This is a genomic window from Pseudomonas sp. W2Aug9 (assembly GCF_023127755.1).
GTDB classification, from domain to species: domain Bacteria; phylum Pseudomonadota; class Gammaproteobacteria; order Pseudomonadales; family Pseudomonadaceae; genus Aquipseudomonas; species Aquipseudomonas synxantha_A.
Genome location: NZ_SPKL01000010.1, coordinates 1 through 18,715, shown reverse-complemented (window position 1 = coordinate 18,715; position 18,715 = coordinate 1). Strand labels below are relative to the sequence as shown.

At 62.0% G+C, this 18,715-nt stretch carries 12 protein-coding genes; 4 read left to right on the top strand and 8 right to left on the bottom strand.

The window, feature by feature from the left end:
• Positions 1–6: 6 nt before the first annotated feature.
• Both E3O56_RS07020 and E3O56_RS07015 read right to left on the bottom strand, forming a co-directional pair.
• Entirely contained in the window at positions 7–756 is a 750-nt protein-coding gene (locus tag E3O56_RS07020) for a tetratricopeptide repeat protein (protein ID WP_032877819.1), read from the bottom strand.
• A gap of 1 nt (position 757) precedes the next feature.
• On the bottom strand, positions 758–1,438 hold the full coding sequence (locus E3O56_RS07015; protein WP_148853455.1) for a Fe2+-dependent dioxygenase: 681 nt from the start codon (positions 1,436–1,438) through the stop codon (positions 758–760).
• A gap of 205 nt (positions 1,439–1,643) precedes the next feature.
• Between E3O56_RS07015 and E3O56_RS07010 the strand changes: the two genes are divergently transcribed.
• Together E3O56_RS07010 and E3O56_RS07005 are read left to right on the top strand one after the other, a co-directional pair.
• Positions 1,644–3,929 (top strand): TonB-dependent siderophore receptor, encoded by a 2,286-nt coding sequence (locus E3O56_RS07010; protein WP_148853454.1) that lies wholly within the window; start codon positions 1,644–1,646, stop codon positions 3,927–3,929.
• Positions 3,930–4,065: 136 nt separating this feature from the next.
• The gene (locus tag E3O56_RS07005; RefSeq protein ID WP_248128043.1) at positions 4,066–6,591 is read left to right on the top strand and encodes a sulfite reductase flavoprotein subunit alpha; all 2,526 of its coding nucleotides are present in this window, start codon (positions 4,066–4,068) and stop codon (positions 6,589–6,591) included.
• 69 nt (positions 6,592–6,660) lie between these two features.
• Here the strand turns inward: E3O56_RS07005 and E3O56_RS07000 are convergent, their stop codons facing one another.
• The 4 genes from E3O56_RS07000 to ptsP all read right to left on the bottom strand — a co-directional run bounded on the left by E3O56_RS07000 (position 6,661) and on the right by ptsP (position 13,843).
• Complete coding sequence (locus tag E3O56_RS07000; protein ID WP_032877824.1) at positions 6,661–8,202, bottom strand: alkaline phosphatase D family protein; 1,542 nt, start codon at positions 8,200–8,202, stop codon at positions 6,661–6,663.
• Positions 8,203–8,333: 131 nt separating this feature from the next.
• A complete protein-coding gene (locus E3O56_RS06995) occupies positions 8,334–10,052 on the bottom strand; it encodes a PTS fructose-like transporter subunit IIB (protein ID WP_248128042.1) in 1,719 nt (572 codons plus the stop codon).
• A gap of 11 nt (positions 10,053–10,063) precedes the next feature.
• A complete protein-coding gene (gene pfkB / locus E3O56_RS06990) occupies positions 10,064–10,984 on the bottom strand; it encodes a 1-phosphofructokinase (RefSeq protein ID WP_248128041.1) in 921 nt (306 codons plus the stop codon).
• Positions 10,985–13,843 (bottom strand): phosphoenolpyruvate--protein phosphotransferase, encoded by a 2,859-nt coding sequence (gene ptsP / locus E3O56_RS06985; protein ID WP_248128040.1) that lies wholly within the window; start codon positions 13,841–13,843, stop codon positions 10,985–10,987.
• Positions 13,844–14,136: 293 nt separating this feature from the next.
• On the opposite strand from ptsP, the gene cra reads away from it, so the two are divergent.
• A complete protein-coding gene (gene cra / locus E3O56_RS06980) occupies positions 14,137–15,132 on the top strand; it encodes a catabolite repressor/activator (protein ID WP_032877829.1) in 996 nt (331 codons plus the stop codon).
• A 2-nt stretch (positions 15,133–15,134) separates the two neighbouring features.
• A complete protein-coding gene (locus E3O56_RS06975; RefSeq protein WP_248128039.1) occupies positions 15,135–15,911 on the top strand; it encodes a TatD family hydrolase in 777 nt (258 codons plus the stop codon).
• Here E3O56_RS06975 and E3O56_RS06970 read toward each other — a convergent pair.
• Positions 15,858–16,286, bottom strand: a complete 429-nt coding sequence (locus E3O56_RS06970) for a hypothetical protein (protein ID WP_248128038.1) — start codon at positions 16,284–16,286, stop codon at positions 15,858–15,860. The genes E3O56_RS06975 and E3O56_RS06970 overlap by 54 nt on opposite strands.
• Before the next feature lie 125 nt (positions 16,287–16,411).
• The gene (locus E3O56_RS06965; protein ID WP_032877834.1) at positions 16,412–18,442 is read right to left on the bottom strand and encodes a HAMP domain-containing methyl-accepting chemotaxis protein; all 2,031 of its coding nucleotides are present in this window, start codon (positions 18,440–18,442) and stop codon (positions 16,412–16,414) included.
• Positions 18,443–18,715: the final 273 nt, after the last annotated feature.

The window sequence follows — 18,715 nt, the reverse complement described above, 5'->3', positions numbered from 1 at the left end:
TTGGCTTCAGGAAAAGGTCGCGGCACGCTGTTGATAGGCATTGGCCATGGCGCGAATCTGCGGCTCATTGGCCAGCGCCAGCGCCTTGTGCGCCGTTCGCAGGAATTTGAGATTCCCATGCGCCAACGCCTTGCGCAGCCACTCCAGCGCAGCGTCGATTTGGCCTCTGTGCGCCAGCACCGCCGCATAACTGAACTGCCCCCGAAAATCCCCGGCTTCGGCGGAGCGCCGGTACCATTCAACGGCTGCCTCAAGATCCTTGGGGCAATACTGCCCATCTTCCAGATAACGCCCCAACAGATTCATCGACTTGGCGTGGCCCTGCTCTGCCGCCTGGCGATAAAGCGTCAGCGCCTGGGCCTGGTCTTGCACAACGCCACGGCCGGTCGCCAGCAGGTTGGCGTAGTTGTACTGGCCCCAATCCAGGCCGGTCTCTGCTGCCAGCCGGTATTGCCGCGCAGCTGCCGCTTCATCGACGGCGCAACCCCAACCATGCTCCAGGCAACGCCCGGCCATATTGCGCGCCATCACGTGCCCGCCCTGCGCCGCAATCTGGAACCAGCGCAGCGCCAGCGCTTCATCGCGTGCAATACCGCGCCCTTCCAGCAGGATCTGCCCGAGCAACGCCTGGGCATCGACCACGCCTTCCTTGGCTGCGATCAGAATCGCCTGGGCGGCGCGCACCGGGGAATCATCAAGCATGGACTGCAATTGCTCGACGTTGAGCACTTCCTGGCGACGCAATAAAAAGCCCATCTCAGACCTCGACCCAGCGGCGCAGGAGGTTGTGATAGGTGCCGGTGAGCTGGATCAGCGCCGGGTGCTCGGGCACGTCGCGGCTCAGTTGCTGGATGGCGCCGTCCATTTCGAACAGCAAGGTGCGCTGGCTGTCTTCGCGCACCAGGCTTTGGGTCCAGAAGAACGAGGCATAGCGAGCACCACGGGTCACGGCGTTGACTTTATGCAGGCTGGAGCCGGGGTACAGCACCAGATCGCCGGCGGGGAGCTTGACCCGTTGCAGGCCGAAGGTGTCCTGGATCTCCAGTTCGCCGCCGTCGTACTCGTCGGGATCGCTGAAGAACAGCGTGGACGACAGGTCGGTGCGCACGCGCTCGTGGCTGCCTTTGGGCTGGCGCACCGCATTGTCGATATGGAAGTCAAAACTGCCACCTGCGGTATAGCAGTTGATCAGCGGCGGGAAGACCTTGTGCGGCAGCGCCGCCGACATGAACAGCGGGTTGCTCCACAACCGCTCCAGCATGGCTGCGCCGATTTCCTTGGCCAATGGGTGGCCTTCGGGCAATTGCAGGTTGTGCTTGGCTTTGGCGGACTGATGTCCGGCAGTGATTTTGCCATCGGCCCATTCAGCCTCTTCCAGGGCTTGGCGAATGCGCAGCACCTCCTCGCGAGAGAACAGGCCGGGAATGTGCAGCAACATGAGGCAATACCTGCGATCAGAGAGGCGCCAATGGTATTGATTCTTATCCGCCCTGTAAAACCCGGGGACGAACGAGAACGCAAAATCCGTAACGAAAAAGTGTAAAGAATGTAAATTCGATGCGAATAGCAATATCTCTCAATTGATACAAAGTCTTGTTGGCCCTATATTCCGCGGCCTCACATCCTTGGGGAAGGGACACGTCATGTCGCGCACTACGCTAATAACAACCGCCAGTTCACCACGTATGCTGGCCTCGGCCATCGGCGTTGCCCTCAGCGCCAGCTCTGCCGCCCACCTGGCGCAGGCAGCAGAAAACACCGAGCAAAAAGGCGAGCGCAACCCTATCTCCCTCGGCGCCACCAACATTACCGGCCAGGACCAGGACAACACCTCCTATCAGGTGGAAAAAGCCTCGTCGCAGAAATACACCGCGCCGCTGGTGGACACACCGCGTTCGGTCACCGTGGTGCCGCAACAAGTACTCAAGGACACTGCCGCCACGTCGTTGCAGGACGCCTTGCGCACCGTACCGGGCATTACCTTCGGCGCCGGTGAGGGCGGCAACCCCCAAGGCGATCGCCCGTTCATTCGTGGTTTTGATGCCCAAGGCGACACTTACCTGGACGGCGTGCGCGACACCGGCGGCCAGAGCCGCGAGATCTTCGATATCGAGTCCATCGAAGTCAGCAAGGGCCCGAACTCCTCGTTCGGCGGCCGTGGGTCGGCCGGTGGTAGCCTCAACCTGGTGAGCAAAACCCCACAAGCACGGGACTTCACCAACGGCGGCTTTACCTACGGCTCCGACCAGACCCGCCGCTACGTGCTCGACGTGAACCGCCAGTTCCTCGACGACAGCGCCGCCTTCCGCCTGAACCTGATGAGCCACGAACAAAACGTGGCAGGCCGCGATGCGGTGAACTACGACCGCTGGGGTGTAGCCCCGTCGCTGACGTTTGGCCTGGGCACGCCGACCCGCGTCAACCTCAGCTATTACCATATGGAAAGCGATGACCTGCCGGATTCGGGGATTCCGTATGGCTATGGTTCCTCGACCGCCACCGCCCACGCGCACGACAAACCCAACGACGGCGGCGACAGCAACAATTTCTACGGTTTGAAAAGCCGCGACTTCCGCAAGACCCGCGCCGACATCAGCACGTTCTCCATCGAGCACGACCTGAACGACAACATGACGCTGAAAAATACCCTGCGCCATGGCAGCACCGGCCAGGACTATGTGCTGACACAACCGGACGACAGCAAACTCAACGTCAACAAGTTCGGCACCGTATGGCGTCGTGCCAATAGCCGTGTTTCCACGACCACCACAACCACCAACCAGACCGACCTGTTTGGCAGCTTCCAGGCGCTGGGCTTCAAGCACAGCTACTCCACCGGCCTGGAGTTCACCGGGGAAGAGACCCGTGTCAGCGGCTATACCGTCAGCCCCAACGCCAACCCGGTGTGCAACCCGGCCAAGGGCAGCCTGGGCGGCCAGTGCACCTCACTGAGCAACCCGAACCCGGACGACGCCTGGAACGGCAGCGTTGCGCGCAACTACATGGGCACCAACACCAAGGCCACCAGCCGCGCCGCCTATGTGTTCGACACCATCGAGCTGGATCCGAAATGGCTGCTGAACGTGGGCCTGCGTTACGACACCTTCGATACCGAGGCCAACAGCAACGCCGTGGCCGGACGCTCCAAGATCAAGGACGACAGCCAGTTCTTCAACTGGCAGGCCGGCCTGGTGTGGAAGCCGCTGGAGAACGGCAGCATCTACGCTTCCTACGCGACCTCGGCCACGCCTGCCGGTGGCCTGATCGGCGAAGGCTCCGACGGCAACCCACTGTCAGCCGGTGCCGCCACCAGCGACTTGCAGCCCGAAGAAACCGTCAACTATGAACTGGGCACCAAGTGGGACCTGTTCCACGATCGCCTGTCTCTGACCGCAGCTATCTTCCGCACCGAGAAGAAAAACACCCGCATCCTGGTGGACGCTCTCACCTACCAGAACGCCGGTGAATCTCAGGTCGACGGCATCGAGTTGTCCGCCAGCGGCAAGATCACAGATAAATGGCAGTTGTTTGCGGGCTACAGCTACCTGGACAGCGAGCTGGTCAAATCCGGCCTGAACGGGCGTAACGGTGTAGTGAGTGCCGGCTCCAACAAAGGCAACCAGATGCCCAACACGCCGAAGAACTCCTTCAGCCTGTGGACCACCTACGACATCACGCCCAAGCTGACCATCGGCGGCGGTGCCTTCTATGTCGATCAGGTTTACGGCGATGTCGGCAACACCGTGTACGTACCCTCCTACACTCGCTACGACGCCATGGCCAGCTACAAGCTGACCAAGAACGTCGACCTGCAATTGAACGTGCAGAACCTGACCGACAAGACCTACTACGACAAGGCCTTCTCCACTCACTTCGCCAACCAGGCGGCCGGTCGTACCGCCCTGTTGACCACCAGCTTCCACTTCTAAACGCAGTCAATGCTCGACCCAAGGCCCCACGCATCGGATGCGTGGGGCTTTTGTGTGTAAAACAGAATTTTTCTCGATAACCCACGGCATAATGCGCGCCGTGACATCGATATCCAGATCAGCGAGGCGCTCCGACGTGTTGAAGAAAACCCTGTTTCAGTTGCACTGGTTCTTCGGCATCACTGCCGGGCTGGTGCTGGCCTTGATGGGGATTACCGGGGCTGCGTACTCGTTCCAGGATGAAATCCTGCGGGCCCTCAACCCCACGGTATTGAACGTACAGAAACGCGAAGCCGGCGTACTGCCGCCTGCCGAGCTGGTGCGCAAGCTGGAGGCCACCGAAGGCAAGAGCGTCGCGATGCTGTGGGTGGAAAGCGACAGCGGCAATGCCGGCCGGGTGTCCTTCACCCCGCCACCGGGGGAGCGTCGTGGCCAGATGCGCTACTTCGACCCGTACACCGGCGACTACCTGGGCGACGCCGTCGGCCAGGATGTATTCGGCTTTATCCTGCAACTGCACCGCTTCCTCGCCATCGGCGACACTGGGCGCAATATCACGGGCGCCTGCACCCTGATCCTGGTGTTTTTCTGCCTCTCTGGTTTGTACCTGCGCTGGCCGCGCCAGGTAAAAAGCTGGCGCGTGTGGCTGACCCTGGACTGGCGCAAAAAGGGCCGCAGCTTCAACTGGGACCTGCACTCGGTGTTCGGCACCTGGTGCCTGCTGTTCTATCTGCTGGCGGCACTGACCGGGCTGTATTGGTCCTACGACTGGTACAACCAGGGCGTGACCAAACTGCTCTCCGATGCGCCGCAGAACGAGCGGATGCGTAAACGCGGCCAGCCGCCCCCGGGCCCTGCCCCGGTGGCCAACTACGAGGCGATCTGGAGTAGCATCTACAGCAACGCCGGCCCCGACCTGAGTGCCTACAATATCCGTATGCCGGCCGTCGCCGGGCAACCGGCAACCGTGTACTACCTGCTCAAGGATTCACCCCATGACCGTGCGCTGAACCAGATCAACCTGGACCCGGCCACCGGTGAGGTCAAATCCCATGATCGCTATGCCAGCAAGAGCCTCAAGGCTCAACTGCTGACCAGCGTCTATGCGTTGCACACCGGCAGTTATTTCGGCCTGATCGGGCGCATCGTGCTCACCGTCAGCTCGCTGCTCATGCCCCTGTTTTTCATCACTGGCTGGCTGTTGTACCTCGACCGTCGTCGCAAGAAACGCCAGGTACGCGAAGCCCGCCAAGGTTTGAGTGCCCCTCACAGCGATGCGCCGGCCTGGCTGATCGGGTTTGCCAGCCAAAGCGGCTTTGCCGAACAGTTGGCCTGGCAGACTGCCGGGCAATTGCAGGCCGCCGGCGTTGCGGTCAAGGTGCAGCCCCTGGGCAGCGTCAGCCGCGACGACCTCAGCCAATCGCAACATGCGCTGTTTGTGGTCAGCACCTTCGGCGACGGCGAAGCCCCCGACAGCGCCCGTGGTTTCGAGCGCAGCGTGCTCGGCCAGGACCTGCCCCTCAAAGGCTTGAACTACTCGGTACTGGCCCTGGGTGATCGGCAGTATGAACACTTCTGTGGCTTCGCCCGGCGCCTGCATTTCTGGCTGACCAACCAGGGTGGCAACCCGCTGTTTGCCCCGGTGGAAGTCGACAGCGGCGACGCAGTGGCCTTGCACACCTGGCAACAGCAACTGGGCCAGCTCACCGGTCACGCATCCGCGGCAGCCTGGCAGGCAGACCCGTACGAAAACTGGACGTTGAGCCAACGCCGCCTGCTCAACCCCGGCAGCGTGGGGGCCGATGTCTACCTGCTAGGTCTCACTCCACCTTCGCCTCAGAGCTGGCTCGCCGGTGACTTGGTGGAGGTCTTGCCGCGCAATTGTCCGTGGGCCGTGGAGCATTTCCTCGACGGCCTCGGCCTGGCCGGCAGTGACGGCGTGTTGATCGACGGCTTGGCACAAACGCTCGATCAAGCCCTGGCCAACCGTCAACTGCCGGACAACCGTGCACACCTGGTCGGCTTGCATGCCCAAGCCCTGGTGGACGCACTGGTGCCCCTGGGTATGCGCGAATATTCCATCGCCTCGATTGCCAGCGACGGCGTGCTGGAACTGATCGTGCGCCAGGAACGCCACCCCGACGGCAGCCTGGGCCTGGGCTCCGGCTGGCTGACCGAACACGCCGCCATCGGTTCGGGTATCAGCCTGCGCCTGCGCCGCAACAGTGCCTTCCACCTGCCGGACGCTCCCGTGCCGTTGATCCTGCTGGGCAACGGCACCGGCCTTGCGGGCCTGCGCAGCCTGCTCAAGGCGCGTATTGCCGATGGCCAGCAGCGTAACTGGTTGCTGTTTGGCGAGCGCCATATCGCCCACGATTATCTGTGCCAGGACGAACTGCAAGGCTGGCTGGCCAGTGGCGACCTGGCGCTGCTGGACCTGGCGTTTTCGCGGGACCAGGAAGAGAAGATCTACGTACAGGATCGCCTGCGCGAATCGGCAGATGTGTTGCGCAAATGGCTGGCGGACGGCGCGGCGATTTATGTGTGCGGCAGTTTGCAAGGGATGGCGACGGGGGTGGATCAGGCGTTGGTGGATATCCTGGGCAGTGAGGCGGTGGAGCGCTTGATTGAACAGGGCCGCTATCGCCGGGATGTCTACTGACCCGTCAGGCAATGAAGATCAATTGTGGGAGGGGGCTTCCTCCCTCCCACAGTTTTAACTGCATTCCAATCAGGCAGGTTGCAGTTTTTGCTCAAACACCGAAACGCCATCGAGATCGCGCAAAATGACGGTCAACTCCCCCGTCTGCCCATCAATCTGCACTTCACCAAAAAACTGAAAGCCAGCAAACGGCGAGGTGTTTTGCGCAGGCGGCGCTTTCTCGAACACCACTTGCGGGCCAAAGGTTTTATCCAACGGATTCGGCCCGAAGCTGCCGGCATTCAGCGGCCCTGCCACAAACTCCCAAAACGGCTCGAAATCCTGGAACGCTGCCCGGTCCGGGTGGTAGTGGTGCGCCGCGCAGTAGTGCACATCGGCCGTCAACCACACATGGTTGCGCACCTTCTGCGCACGCAGAAAGCCAAGCAGTTCGGCAATCTCCAGCTCACGCCCTTGCGCCGGGCCGGGGTCGCCATTGGCGATGGCTTCCCAACGCGCCACGCCGGGGCTGACCTCACCGTCGGGCACGCCCAGGCCGATCGGCATGTCGGCGGCGATCACCTTCCACTGCGCCTGCGACGCCTTGAGTTCGCGCTTGAGCCAGTCCAGTTGCTGGCGGCCGAGGAAGGGTTTTTCGCCGCCCAGGTTGTCATCATTCGGCCCACGATAGCTGCGCATATCCAGCACAAACACGTCCAGCAGCGGCCCGTAACTGAGCTTGCGATAAATACGCCCGCCGCCGTCGGCACTCTGGCGGCGCATCGGTGAATATTCCAGCCAGGCCTGCCGCGCACGGCCGACCAGGGTATTGATGTCGCGGGTCTGGTAACGCTCATCCAGTTGCTTGCTGGAGGACCAGTTATTGATCACCTCATGATCGTCCCACTGCCAGATCTGCGGCACTTGGGCATTGAAGCGGCGCACGTTTTCATCCAGCAGGTTGTAGCGGTAATTGCCGCGATACTCATCGAGGGTTTCCGCCACTTTGCTCTTGGCCTCGGTGGTGATGTTGCGCCAGATACGTCCGCCTTCGGTGGTCAACTGCGCGGGCACCGGGCCGTCGGCGTAGATGGTGTCGCCGCTGTGGATAAAAAAGTCTGGCAGGCGCAGGCGCATGGCTTCGTAGATACGCATACCGCCAATCTCCGGGTTGATGCCGAAGCCTTGGCCAACGGTGTCGCCGCTCCACACAAAGCGGATGTCGCGACGCTGTTGCGGCTCGCTGCGCAAGTGACCGAACCAGGGTTCACTGGCGACGCCGGTCTGGGCGTCTTCGAAGTGAACACGGTAGAAGATCGACTGATCGACCGGCAAACCGGTGAGCTCGACACGGGCAGTAAAGTCGCTGCGGCTGTCGGCCAGCGGGGAAACCAATCGGCGGGGGTTGCTGAACACACTGCGCGTATCCCACTCCACCACCATCTTCGCGGGGCGGTCGCTGCGGCTCCAGATCATCGCACGGTCGCCGAGCAGGTCGCCCGATTGCACGCCATCCGTGAGTTGCGGCCGGTCCTTCACCGAAGCGATCACTGCCGGGGCCAGGCCCGGCAACAACAGGCCGGCGCCCACGGCTTGCATAACGCGGCGGCGGCCGAGATCGAAGTGGCTCATGCAGGTGCCCTCTTGAGTATCAAAAGGGCCACTTAAGCATGATGGGATGAAGCGAAGATGACACCGGCCTTACAAACAATGGAGATCCAAATATGGGAGGGGGCTTGCTCCCTCCCACATTCTGAATCCCATCAGCCCCTGGCAGCAGTGACCGTCAGCTCCACGGCTTCCGGTCGCTTGAGCAGCGCATACACCAACCCCGTCAACACACTGCCCGCCACAATCGCCAGCAAGTACAACAAAGCGTGGTTCATCGCATTCGGAATCACCAGCACAAACAACCCGCCATGGGGCGCGGCCAACTTGCAGCCGAAGTACATCGACAGCGCACCGGTCAGCGCGCCACCGGCGATGCTGGCCGGGATCACGCGCAGCGGGTCTTTGGCCGCGAACGGGATCGCGCCTTCGGAGATAAAGCACAGGCCCAGGATCATCGCGGCCTTGCCGGCTTCGCGTTCAGTCTGGGCGAACTTGCGCCGAGCCAATAACGTAGCGATGCCCATGCCAATCGGCGGCACCATGCCGGCAGCCATGGTCGCGGCCATCGGTGCGCCGCTCGACGCCGCCAGCAGGCCGACGGAAAACGCATACGCCGCCTTGTTGATCGGCCCGCCCAAATCCACGCACATCATGCCGCCGAGCAAAATGCCCAGCAGCACTGCGTTGGTAGTGCCCATGGTGCTGAGAAAATCGGTGAGACCCGTCAGCAAACGTGCGACCGGCGGGCCCACCAGGTAGATCATCACCAGGCCGGTGAACAGGCTGGCCAGCAACGGGATGATCAGGATCGGCTTGAGCGCCTCCAGGCTCTGGGGCAATTGCACCGCACGGCTGATCAGCTTGACGCAGTAACCCGCGACGAAACCGGCCAGGATGCCGCCGATAAACCCAGCCCCCAGCGTCCCCGCCAGCAAGCCGCCGATCATGCCCGGCGCCAGGCCAGGACGGTCGGCGATCGAGTAGGCGATGTAGCCCGCCAGCAGCGGTACCATCAGCAGGAATGCCTGGTCACCGACGCTTTTCAGCGCCGCTGCCAAGGTGCCTGGCTGTTCGAAAGCATGGATGCCGAACACAAATGACAAGGCGATCAATAAGCCCCCCGCCACCACCATCGGCAACATGTACGACACGCCAGTGAGCAGGTGCTTGTAGACCCCGGTTTTCTCCGACTTGGCCTGCGCGCCACTGCCGGCGTTTTCCACCGCGCCTTCAGCCAGGGCTTTGTTAAGGATGGCTTCGGATTGCTTGAGAGCGATACCGGTGCCACAGCGGTAAATTTTCTTGCCGGCAAAACGCTCGGTGGCGACTTCAATATCCGCCGCCAGTAACACCACGTCGGCCTCGGCGATGGCTTGCGGGCTCAGCGGTGTGCGGGCGCCGACCGAGCCTTGGGTCTCGACCTGCAAGTCGTAGCCCAAGCGCTTGGCGGTCTGCTGCAAGGCTTCGGCGGCCATGAAGGTGTGGGCCACCCCGGTCGGGCACGCAGTAATCGCGACGATACGCGGCGCATTCTTCGCCGATACCGGGGCGTCACTGGCGACATACACCTGGGCCTCTTCAGCGCCCCGGCGCAATACGCCTTCGACATCTGCCAGCGCCTGGGCCGGTGTGGTTTGAAACACGCGTTTGCCGACAAAACGCTGCATATCCACCGGCGTGCTGCTGACCAGCAGTACCCACTCGGCATCATCGATCGTGGCTTGGGACAACTGACGTTCCGGGCGCTGCACATCAACGACCTCGACACTGGTGTGCAAGCCCATGCGCTGGGCGGCGGCGTCCAACAAGCGGGCGCACAGCACACTGGTGACCATGCCGTTGGGGCAGGCGGTAACAATGGCTAACTTCATCACAAACCCTCTTATTGTTCTGTCAGCGCGCGTACATCGACGCCGCTTTCCAGGCGCGCCAACTGCGCGTCATCGCTGATGCCAAAACCGATCTGAGTGACGGCCATCGCGGCAATCGCCGTGGCGCGGCGCAAGGTGCGCTCAGGCGTATCGCCGCTGAGCAAACCGTGAAGCATCCCGGCCAGCAGCGAGTCGCCAGCGCCCACGGTACTGGCCACCGTCACCTTGGGCGGCGTGGCGTGTAGCGCTGCGCCTGGGCAATACCAGGTCACACCCGCGGCACCGTCGGAGACCACCACATGCTCGACGCCTTGCTGATGCAGTCGGCTGATCGCATCGGTGGCATTATCCAGGGCCTCTGCCAGCTCTTCGGTATTGGGTTTGACCAGCCACGGGCCAGCCTGCAAACCAGCGCGCAACGCTTCACCACTGGTGTCCAGGGCGACTTTCAAACCGAGGTCTTTCAACTGACCCAACAGTGCTTGAAACCACTGCGGGCTGACGCCGCGCGGCAAGCTACCGGCCACCACCACCGCATCGAATTGCGCACCCTTCTTCGCGATCATCTCAAGCAGCGCTGTTTGCGCCGCTTCACTCACCAGCGGCCCCGGCGCATTGATATCGGTGACACGTCCGTCCTGTTCGGCAATCTTGATATTGCTGCGGGTTTCGCCCGGCACGCGGACGAACGCATCGCCAAACCCGCGGCTGGCGATCAGCGCGTCGAAAGCCTGAGGGTTCGCGTCACCGAGAAACCCGCCAACGCTGACGTGGTGGCCCAGGTCGGCCAGCACCTGCGCCACATTCACGCCCTTGCCGGCCGCGTGGGTCAACATCGCCTCACTGCGATTGACTGCACCGGGCTCCAGGCGCGCCAGGCGCACCGTCAGGTCCAACGCCGGGTTCAGCGTCAGGGTCAGAATCTTCGCCATCTACACGGCCTCCACTAGGGCACGCACTTGCGCGGGCGAACCCACCGCCAGTGCTTGTTGCGCCAGGCCCTGGGCCTCGCTCAGACTGAATTCGCGCACCCGCGCCTTCACTTCAGGAATGCTGCGGGCCGACACGCTCAACTCATCCACCCCCAGGCCGACCAGCACCGGCACCGCCAGCGGGTCTGCCGCCAACTCACCGCACACGCCGACCCATTTGCCATGGGCATGGGCGGCGCGCACGGTGATGTCGATCAGTTGCAAGACCGCTGGGTGCAAGCCATCGGCCTGGGCCGACAGGGTCGGGTGGCCGCGGTCGATGGCCAGGGTGTACTGGGTCAGGTCGTTGGTGCCGACGCTGAAGAAGTCGACTTCCTTGGCCAGTACCGGCGCCAGCAAGGCGGCTGACGGCACTTCGATCATGATGCCCAGTTGCAAATCAGCGACCGGGATTTCCAGGCGCAGGCGCTCGGTCATGTCGCGGGCGGCGCGCCATTCATCCACGCTGCCGACCATGGGGAACATGATGCGCAGCGGCCGGTTATCCGCCGAACGCAGCAGTGCCCGCAATTGCGCTTCCATGATCTGCGGGCGTTGCAAGGTCAGGCGAATGCCGCGCACGCCAAGAAAGGGGTTTTCTTCCTGGGCGATGGGCCAATAGGGCAAGGGCTTGTCGCCGCCTACATCGAGGGTGCGCACCACCAGCGGGCGACCGCCGAGCCCATCAAAAACGCGGCGGTACTCGGCTTCCTGGGTAGCCTCGTCCGGCGCCTGAGGGTGGGCCATGAAAATCAGTTCGGTGCGCAGCAGGCCAATGCCTTCGGCGCCCTGCTCCACCGCACTCGCCACACCGGCGCTTTCACCGATATTGGCGAACACTTCCACGGCGTGACCGTCACGGGTCAGCGCCGGCTCGTGGCGTTGAGCCGAGGCAGCTTGCAAGCGTTGTTCGCGGGTGTCGCGCTCCACGGTGGCGCGTTGCAGGGTAGCGGCGTCCGGGTCGACATGCAGGCGACCGCGCTGGCCGTCGAGCAGCAGTGGCGTACCGCCGCTCAGCAGCAGCACCGCAGCACCAGCACCGACCAAGGCGGGAATCCCCAGGGCGCGCGCGACGATGGCGCTGTGAGCGGTGGCACCACCGCGGGCAGTCAGAATGCCGGCTACGCGGGCCGGGTCCAGGCGCGCAACGTCCGAGGGGCCGACTTCATCCATCACCAGAATGTAGGGCTCGCTGGGTTCCTGGACGGTTTCGACGCCGCACAACTGCGCCAGCACGCGACGGCCGATGTCACGCAGGTCAGCGGCGCGCTCGGCCAGCAAGGCGTCCTGCAAGGCTTCCTGCTGCTTGGCGGCGGCTTCGATCACGCTCATCCACGCAGCTTCCGCGCTTTCGCCCTGCTTGAGGCGGGTATCGACTTCGTCGGTCAGTTCCGGGTCGTCGAGCATCTCCTGATGGGTAATGAAAATCTCGCGGATGGCCTTGGCCTGGCTACGCTCGATCAGGCCCTGGATATCCTTACGCACATCGCCCAGGGCGGTGTGCAGGCGCTGGCGTTCGATGGCGGCAGACTCACCGCGCAGGGGGTAATCGAACAGCTGTGGAATCTGGATATGCGCCGGACCGATGGCGATGCCCGGCGCGGCGGCGATGGCCTGGATCTGGCTGCCGCTCGATGGCGCGCTGAGCACCGGCTCGATATCCACAGGAGCAGGCTGGGCGCTCAGGGTCGGCAATGGTTCGACCTCCTCGCCAAGGCCCTCTTCGACCGCGGCCAACAGTGCAGGCAGTGCATCGCCGGCAATCGTCGGCTCGGCGACAAACTCCAGCACCTGGCCACGACGCGCACCGAGGCTGAGCAACTTGCTCAAACTTTTGACCGATACCGCGCCCACCGGTCCATCAACGATGCGCACGCGGATATCGCCGTCAAAACTTTTCGCCAGTTGCGCAAGGATCTTGGCCGGACGGGCGTGCAGGCCGTGGGCGTTGGCCAGGCTGATGCGGGCGCTGGGCCAGTCTGGTGGCAATTCGCCGCCCAGCACTTCAAGCACCGCACGGCTGCTGGTGGCACGCCCCAATTCCTGGCCGCGCCCTTCAATCAACAGGGCACACAAGCGTTCAAGCAATGTTTGGTGGGCTTCGCCCAGGCTCGCCAGGCAGAACAGGCCGTGCAGCGGCTGGCCGAGGTAGCGCATGGGTTTGTCCGGCGTGACAAACGCCAGGCCCGGACGCTTGACTGTCTGTTCACTGTGCAACCACCACAGGCCATCGCCCAGGGGCAACGCGTCGACCTGTTGCAACACCGCAGCAAAACCATTGCTCACGCAGTCGGCCTGGCGCAGCAGGCGCGCGCCCCTCCATACCAACTCTTCAAAATCATCGGCAGACACGCCCAGGCTGATCATCTGCGCATCCAGCGCCAGTTCCTGGGGCGCACCTTGCAACAGCTTCAACAACGCTTCGGCGCTGCCGGCACGGCGCAACGCCTGGCCGAGGTCGGTTTCACCGAGGGCACGGGTCAGCAGTTGCAACAAGCGCAAGTGTTCGTCGGATTTGGCGGCGATGCCAATCGCCAGGTAGACGATCTGGCCATCGCCCCAGTCCACCCCTTCGGGGAACTGCAGCAGGCGCACACCCGTGGTGAACACCTGGTCGCGGGTCTCTGGCATACCGTGGGGAATGGCGATGCCCTGGCCGAGAAAGGTCGAACCCTGGGCTTCACGGGCTTGCAGGCCGCTCAGATACCCCTCGGCAACCAGGCCATCGGCCACCAGTTTGTCAGCGAGCAGGTGCAAGGCAGCAGATTTATCCACAGCCACCTGGCCCATGGATATCTGCTCTACAGTGAGCTCAAGCATGCCGTTCTCCTAGTTAGTGCGATGTGCGCACTAGGTATTGTTTTGAATAAATCAGCGCGAGACGTTCAAAAATAACTGACTGAGTGGTCAATTGGCAGTAGCCACTCAGCGGCGAACATCGTAAAAATACGCTTGCTGAAACGTTTAATCTAGAATTTATGGCAGATTACGCGTTAATTGCGCAAGCTTGAAGCACCACTCGGCACCTGTCGTGGGACATTGGTCGTGGGCTGGAATCGGTTACGATTGGACAAAATGTCGGGGCACGCTCTAAAAAACAAGGAAATCCCGGTTTGAAACTCAGTGATATTGCACGTCTGGCCGGTGTGTCCGTGACCACCGCCAGCTATGTCATCAATGGCAAGGCCGAACAGCAGCGCATCAGCAACGCAACCGTTGAGCGTGTGCGTGCCGTGGTCCAGGCCCATGGTTTTACCCCCAACCCTCAAGCCGCCGGGCTGCGCAGCCGGCATACGCGCACCCTGGGGTTCATCCTGCCAGACCTGGAAAACCCCAGCTACGCACGCATTGCCAAGCTGTTGGAGCAAGGCGCCCGGGCACGGGGCTATCAGTTGCTGATTGCCAGCTCCGATGACGAAGCCGACAGCGAACGCCAACTGCTGCAACTGTTCCGTGCGCGGCGTTGCGATGCGTTGTTCGTCGCCAGTTGCCTGCCGGCCAGCGATGACAGCTATCGAGACTTGCAAGCCAAGGGGTTGCCGGTGATTGCCATCGACCGGGTGATGGAGCCTGACCAGTTCTGCTCAGTGGTCAGCGATGATCACCAGGCCTGTCAGCAACTCACCAGCAGCCTGCTACAACCGCTGCCCAAGCAAATCGCGCTGATCGGCGCACGTCCCGAGCTGAGCATCAGCCAGGAACGTACTGCGGGTTTTCGTGAAGCGCTGCAAGACTTCACCGGCGAAGTGATCATCGAACAGGGCGAAGCCTTCAGCCGTGACTGTGGCCGACAGCTGATGGAGCAACTGCTGCAGCGCCTGGGGCATTTGCCTGACGCGCTGGTGACTACCTCCTACGTGCTGCTGCAAGGCGTGTTCGATGCGCTGCATGACTTCCCGCTCCGGTCGCGGCCGCTACGCCTGGGCACCTTTGGCGACACCCAACTGTTGGACTTCCTGCCGCTGCCAGTCAACGCCATGGCCCAGCAACATCAACTGATCGCCGAGACAGCTCTGCGCCTGGCCCTGGCGGCCATCGAAGAAGAACAGTACCAACCGGGTGTGCATGCGATTGGCCGCACGTTCAAGCAGCGCATTCACGAGGTCTGAACGTGGAGCTGATCGACACCCACACCCACCTGGACTTTGCGGACTTCGATCACGACCGCCCGCAAGTCCTCGCCCATAGCCGTGAACTCGGGGTGCGGCGTCTGGTGGTACTGGGGGTGTATCAGAAAAACTGGCAGCAGCTGTGGGATCTGGTGCAGCATGACTACGGTTTGTTCGCGGCCTTTGGTTTGCACCCGGTGTATCTCGATGAGCATCGCCCTGCCGACCTGCTGGAGCTGGGTGACTGGTTGACGCGCTTGCACGGCCACCGGCAACTCTGCGCCGTGGGCGAAATCGGTCTGGATTACTTCCTTGAGCACCTGGATCGCGAGCGCCAGCAAAGCCTGTTCGAAGCCCAGCTGAAACTCGCGGCGGATTTCCAACTCCCCGCCTTGCTGCATGTACGCCGCAGCCACGCCGTCGTGATTGCCACGCTCAAGCGCATCCGTCTACCGAGGGGCGGGATCATTCATGCGTTCGCCGGCAGCATTGAAGAGGCCCGCGAGTACATCAAACTGGGTTTCAAACTCGGTCTGGGCGGCGCCGCCACTTGGCCCCAGGCCCTGCGCATGCACAAGGTACTGGCACAATTGCCCCTTGAAGCCGTGGTACTGGAAACCGATTCGCCGGACATGGCCCCGGCCATGTATCCCAACCAGCGCAATTGCCCGCAACACCTGCCGGATATCTGCACCGCCCTGGCTGAGCGTATGGGCATCAGCCCTTTATTGCTGGGTGAGACGAGCACACGCAATGCGTGCGAGCTGTTCAACTGGTAGCGGGCTGATGACCTGCAAGTTCAAGGTCATCCTTTGCCGATAACGGGCGTAGCGCACGGCCAGCAGATAAATCAACACCGCGACCAGCGAAATGTTCAGCTGCCCGATCACGCTGAGCAGCCCCAACCACTCTGCGAACAACGCCATCAGCAAGGTCGCGCACGTCAGCATGATCATGCCGGGCCGCACCAGCGCCCACTGGTCCAGGGCGCGAAACTGACGCAACTGCTTGTGGCAGCACAACTGCAGGCCCGAGTGGCAGTACGCACAGTCAAACGGTACTTCCATGGCGATGGCGTTCAGTTGCCAAGGCTTGAGTTCAAACGTCATGTTGCACTGGGCACAATGCCCTTTGATGCCGATTGCAGCGGCCATCGTCGTATCCCCTCGTGACCGTGACTGATGAAACAAATTCTCACCCATTCACGTCGCGATAAAACACAGCCCGGCAAATCAGGACAAATGCCACGTGATTCATGGCCCAGTCCCACAGAAAGTTCTTACACCCGAAACGCACCAATCAATTGCTTCAGCTCAATGACCTGCGCCGACAACTGCCGGCTGGCCGCTTCGGTCTGTTGGGCGCCTTGTGCTGCATGTTCACCGGCGCGGTTGATTTGGACAATATTCTGGTCGATGTCGTGAGCGACCGCCGTTTGCTGCTCCACGGCAGCGGCGATCTGCTGGTTCTGGTCAACAATCATGCCTACGGCACCGAGGATATTTTCCAGGGCGTGCTGGACCTTTTCCGACTGCCCTACCGTGCCACTCGCCATTTCATGGCTACTGCCCATCGCCTTTACCGCTGCGCCGACGCCGCTGTGCAAGCGGCTGATCATTTGTTCAATTTCTCCGGTGGAATGCTGGGTACGCCGGGCCAGGGTGCGCACCTCATCGGCCACTACGGCAAAACCGCGTCCTTGCTCACCGGCACGCGCAGCTTCGATGGCCGCGTTGAGCGCCAGCAAATTGGTTTGCTCGGCGATGCTCTTGATCACCTCCAATACGCTGCTGATGGACTGGCTATCGGCCGCCAACTGATTGATCACCCGCACCGACTCATCGATCTCCAAAGCCAGGCGTGCGATGCCGCTTTGTTGAGATTGCACCAGCGCCCGTCCGCTGACGGTTTCATCATTGACACTCTGTGCACTGTTGACCGCCGCCGCCGCGCTGCGCGCCACCTCCTGTGCGGTGGCAGACATCTGGTTCATCGCCGTTGCCACTTGTTCGATCTGGCTGCGCTGGCCGGATACCGCCTGGTTACTCTGTGCCGAAATCGTCTGCACCTGGCTGGCCTGCAACTCGACCTGGCTGACCGTATGCCCGACGCGCTCAATCAGGTCGTGGATCTTGGCCACGGTGCCATTGAATACTTGGCCCAGGTCTCCCAGCTCGTCGCGGCTGTGGGCGACGAAAGTGACCGTCATGTCACCGGCCGCGACTTTGTCCATCATCGCCCCCAGGCTGCGCAAGGTAGTGCGAGTGGAGACAAAGAAACCTGCATACAAGTAGAAGATCAGCGCAAATACCGCCACCAGGGCCGCGACCAGCAACACCATGTGCAGGCGGTTTTGCGTCAGACGCTGCTCCAGTTGCTGGCCGATGAACGCTAAGGTGGCGTCATCGAGTTGATAGGTCTTGGCCATCAGTTGACTGACGCCGTCGTAAAAACCTTGCCAAGGTGTATCCAGGGTCTCGGCCATCACTACCTGTTCTTCGAACAACTCACTGCCTTGCTTGAGGCTGGCCTGGCTGGCTTGCGCCAAGCTATCGAGTGCTGCATGCGCGGCGTTGCTGGCGCCCAGCGCGTCCTGCAGCTTCAAGCCGTATTCGCCCTGGAGCTTTTCCACCTGCTGCAGTAACTCGTCAAAGCGCGTACTGGAGGAGGAATTGATAAAGCCCTGGCCCAGGGAATACGCGCCCATCGCGCGGCCCTCACCGAGTAGTTGGGTGACCTGTGGGGTGACCGCAGTGACCAGGTCGCTGAGTTGGCGCAGGTCACTCTGCGCATCACGGCTCAAGCCGGCTTGGCTGGCGATGATTTGGCTGAGCATCTGGGCCTGGTTGAGTAACTTGCCGATCAACGCCGCTTTGTTGAGCAACGAGGTTTCCTGTTGCTGCGCCTTGAACGCGGCGATCAGCTCGTCGCGCTTGTTTTCAAAAACCTCGACTTGCTCGGGCTGCGTCGCCATGGCGTGCAACCCCTGCAACCGCTCCAGCACACCTTGCTCCAGGGCAGTGATCTGCGCTTCAAGATCAGCCGCCTTGCCGGACTGCCCGAGAATGACGTTGATCTGCACCTGGTTGTTGAGCGTTTCCAACTCACGGCGCAATGCCAGGCTGCTGCCAAGCAGGTCGAGACTTTGCAGTTCGATACGGGTGCCCTGAAATTCGCGCCACGAGTCACGCACCAGGTAATAGTTGGTCGCCAGCATCGGCAGCAGGAACAGCACGCTGATCAGGCTGAACTTCATGCCGAAGCTCAGGCGGTTCATCAGCGCGACGGCAGGATAGAGCAAGCTCATCACAGGTGATCTCCCCTTCTTTTATTGTTATTGAGGCGCAGGGCGGCGGCAGATAGCCACTATTTGGCGCTCTGTCTGTATAGCTCAATTCGAAGGGAAGTTTTGTAACGTAAGGTTAACGGCAGATCCGGAGAGCACATGTAGGAGGGCTTGCCCCCGTAACCACGATGCGAAGCGAGCCGCTCTTGATCTTGATCTGCTTTTGATCTTGATTGTACGGACCGGACACATGGTTGACGGGTGTGCGGGGACATGGTGGACACTTTTCGGCGAGCC

Coding starts and splice junctions, on each gene's coding strand:
- E3O56_RS07015 (WP_148853455.1), bottom strand. CDS start 1,438: ATGTTGCTGCACATTCCCGGCCTGTTCTCTCGCGAGGAGGTGCTGCGC.
- E3O56_RS06995 (WP_248128042.1), bottom strand. CDS start 10,052: ATGAAGTTAGCCATTGTTACCGCCTGCCCCAACGGCATGGTCACCAGT.
- E3O56_RS07020 (WP_032877819.1), bottom strand. CDS start 756: ATGGGCTTTTTATTGCGTCGCCAGGAAGTGCTCAACGTCGAGCAATTG.
- E3O56_RS07010 (WP_148853454.1), top strand. CDS start 1,644: ATGTCGCGCACTACGCTAATAACAACCGCCAGTTCACCACGTATGCTG.
- pfkB (WP_248128041.1), bottom strand. CDS start 10,984: ATGGCGAAGATTCTGACCCTGACGCTGAACCCGGCGTTGGACCTGACG.
- E3O56_RS06970 (WP_248128038.1), bottom strand. CDS start 16,286: ATGGCCGCTGCAATCGGCATCAAAGGGCATTGTGCCCAGTGCAACATG.
- E3O56_RS07000 (WP_032877824.1), bottom strand. CDS start 8,202: ATGAGCCACTTCGATCTCGGCCGCCGCCGCGTTATGCAAGCCGTGGGC.
- ptsP (WP_248128040.1), bottom strand. CDS start 13,843: ATGCTTGAGCTCACTGTAGAGCAGATATCCATGGGCCAGGTGGCTGTG.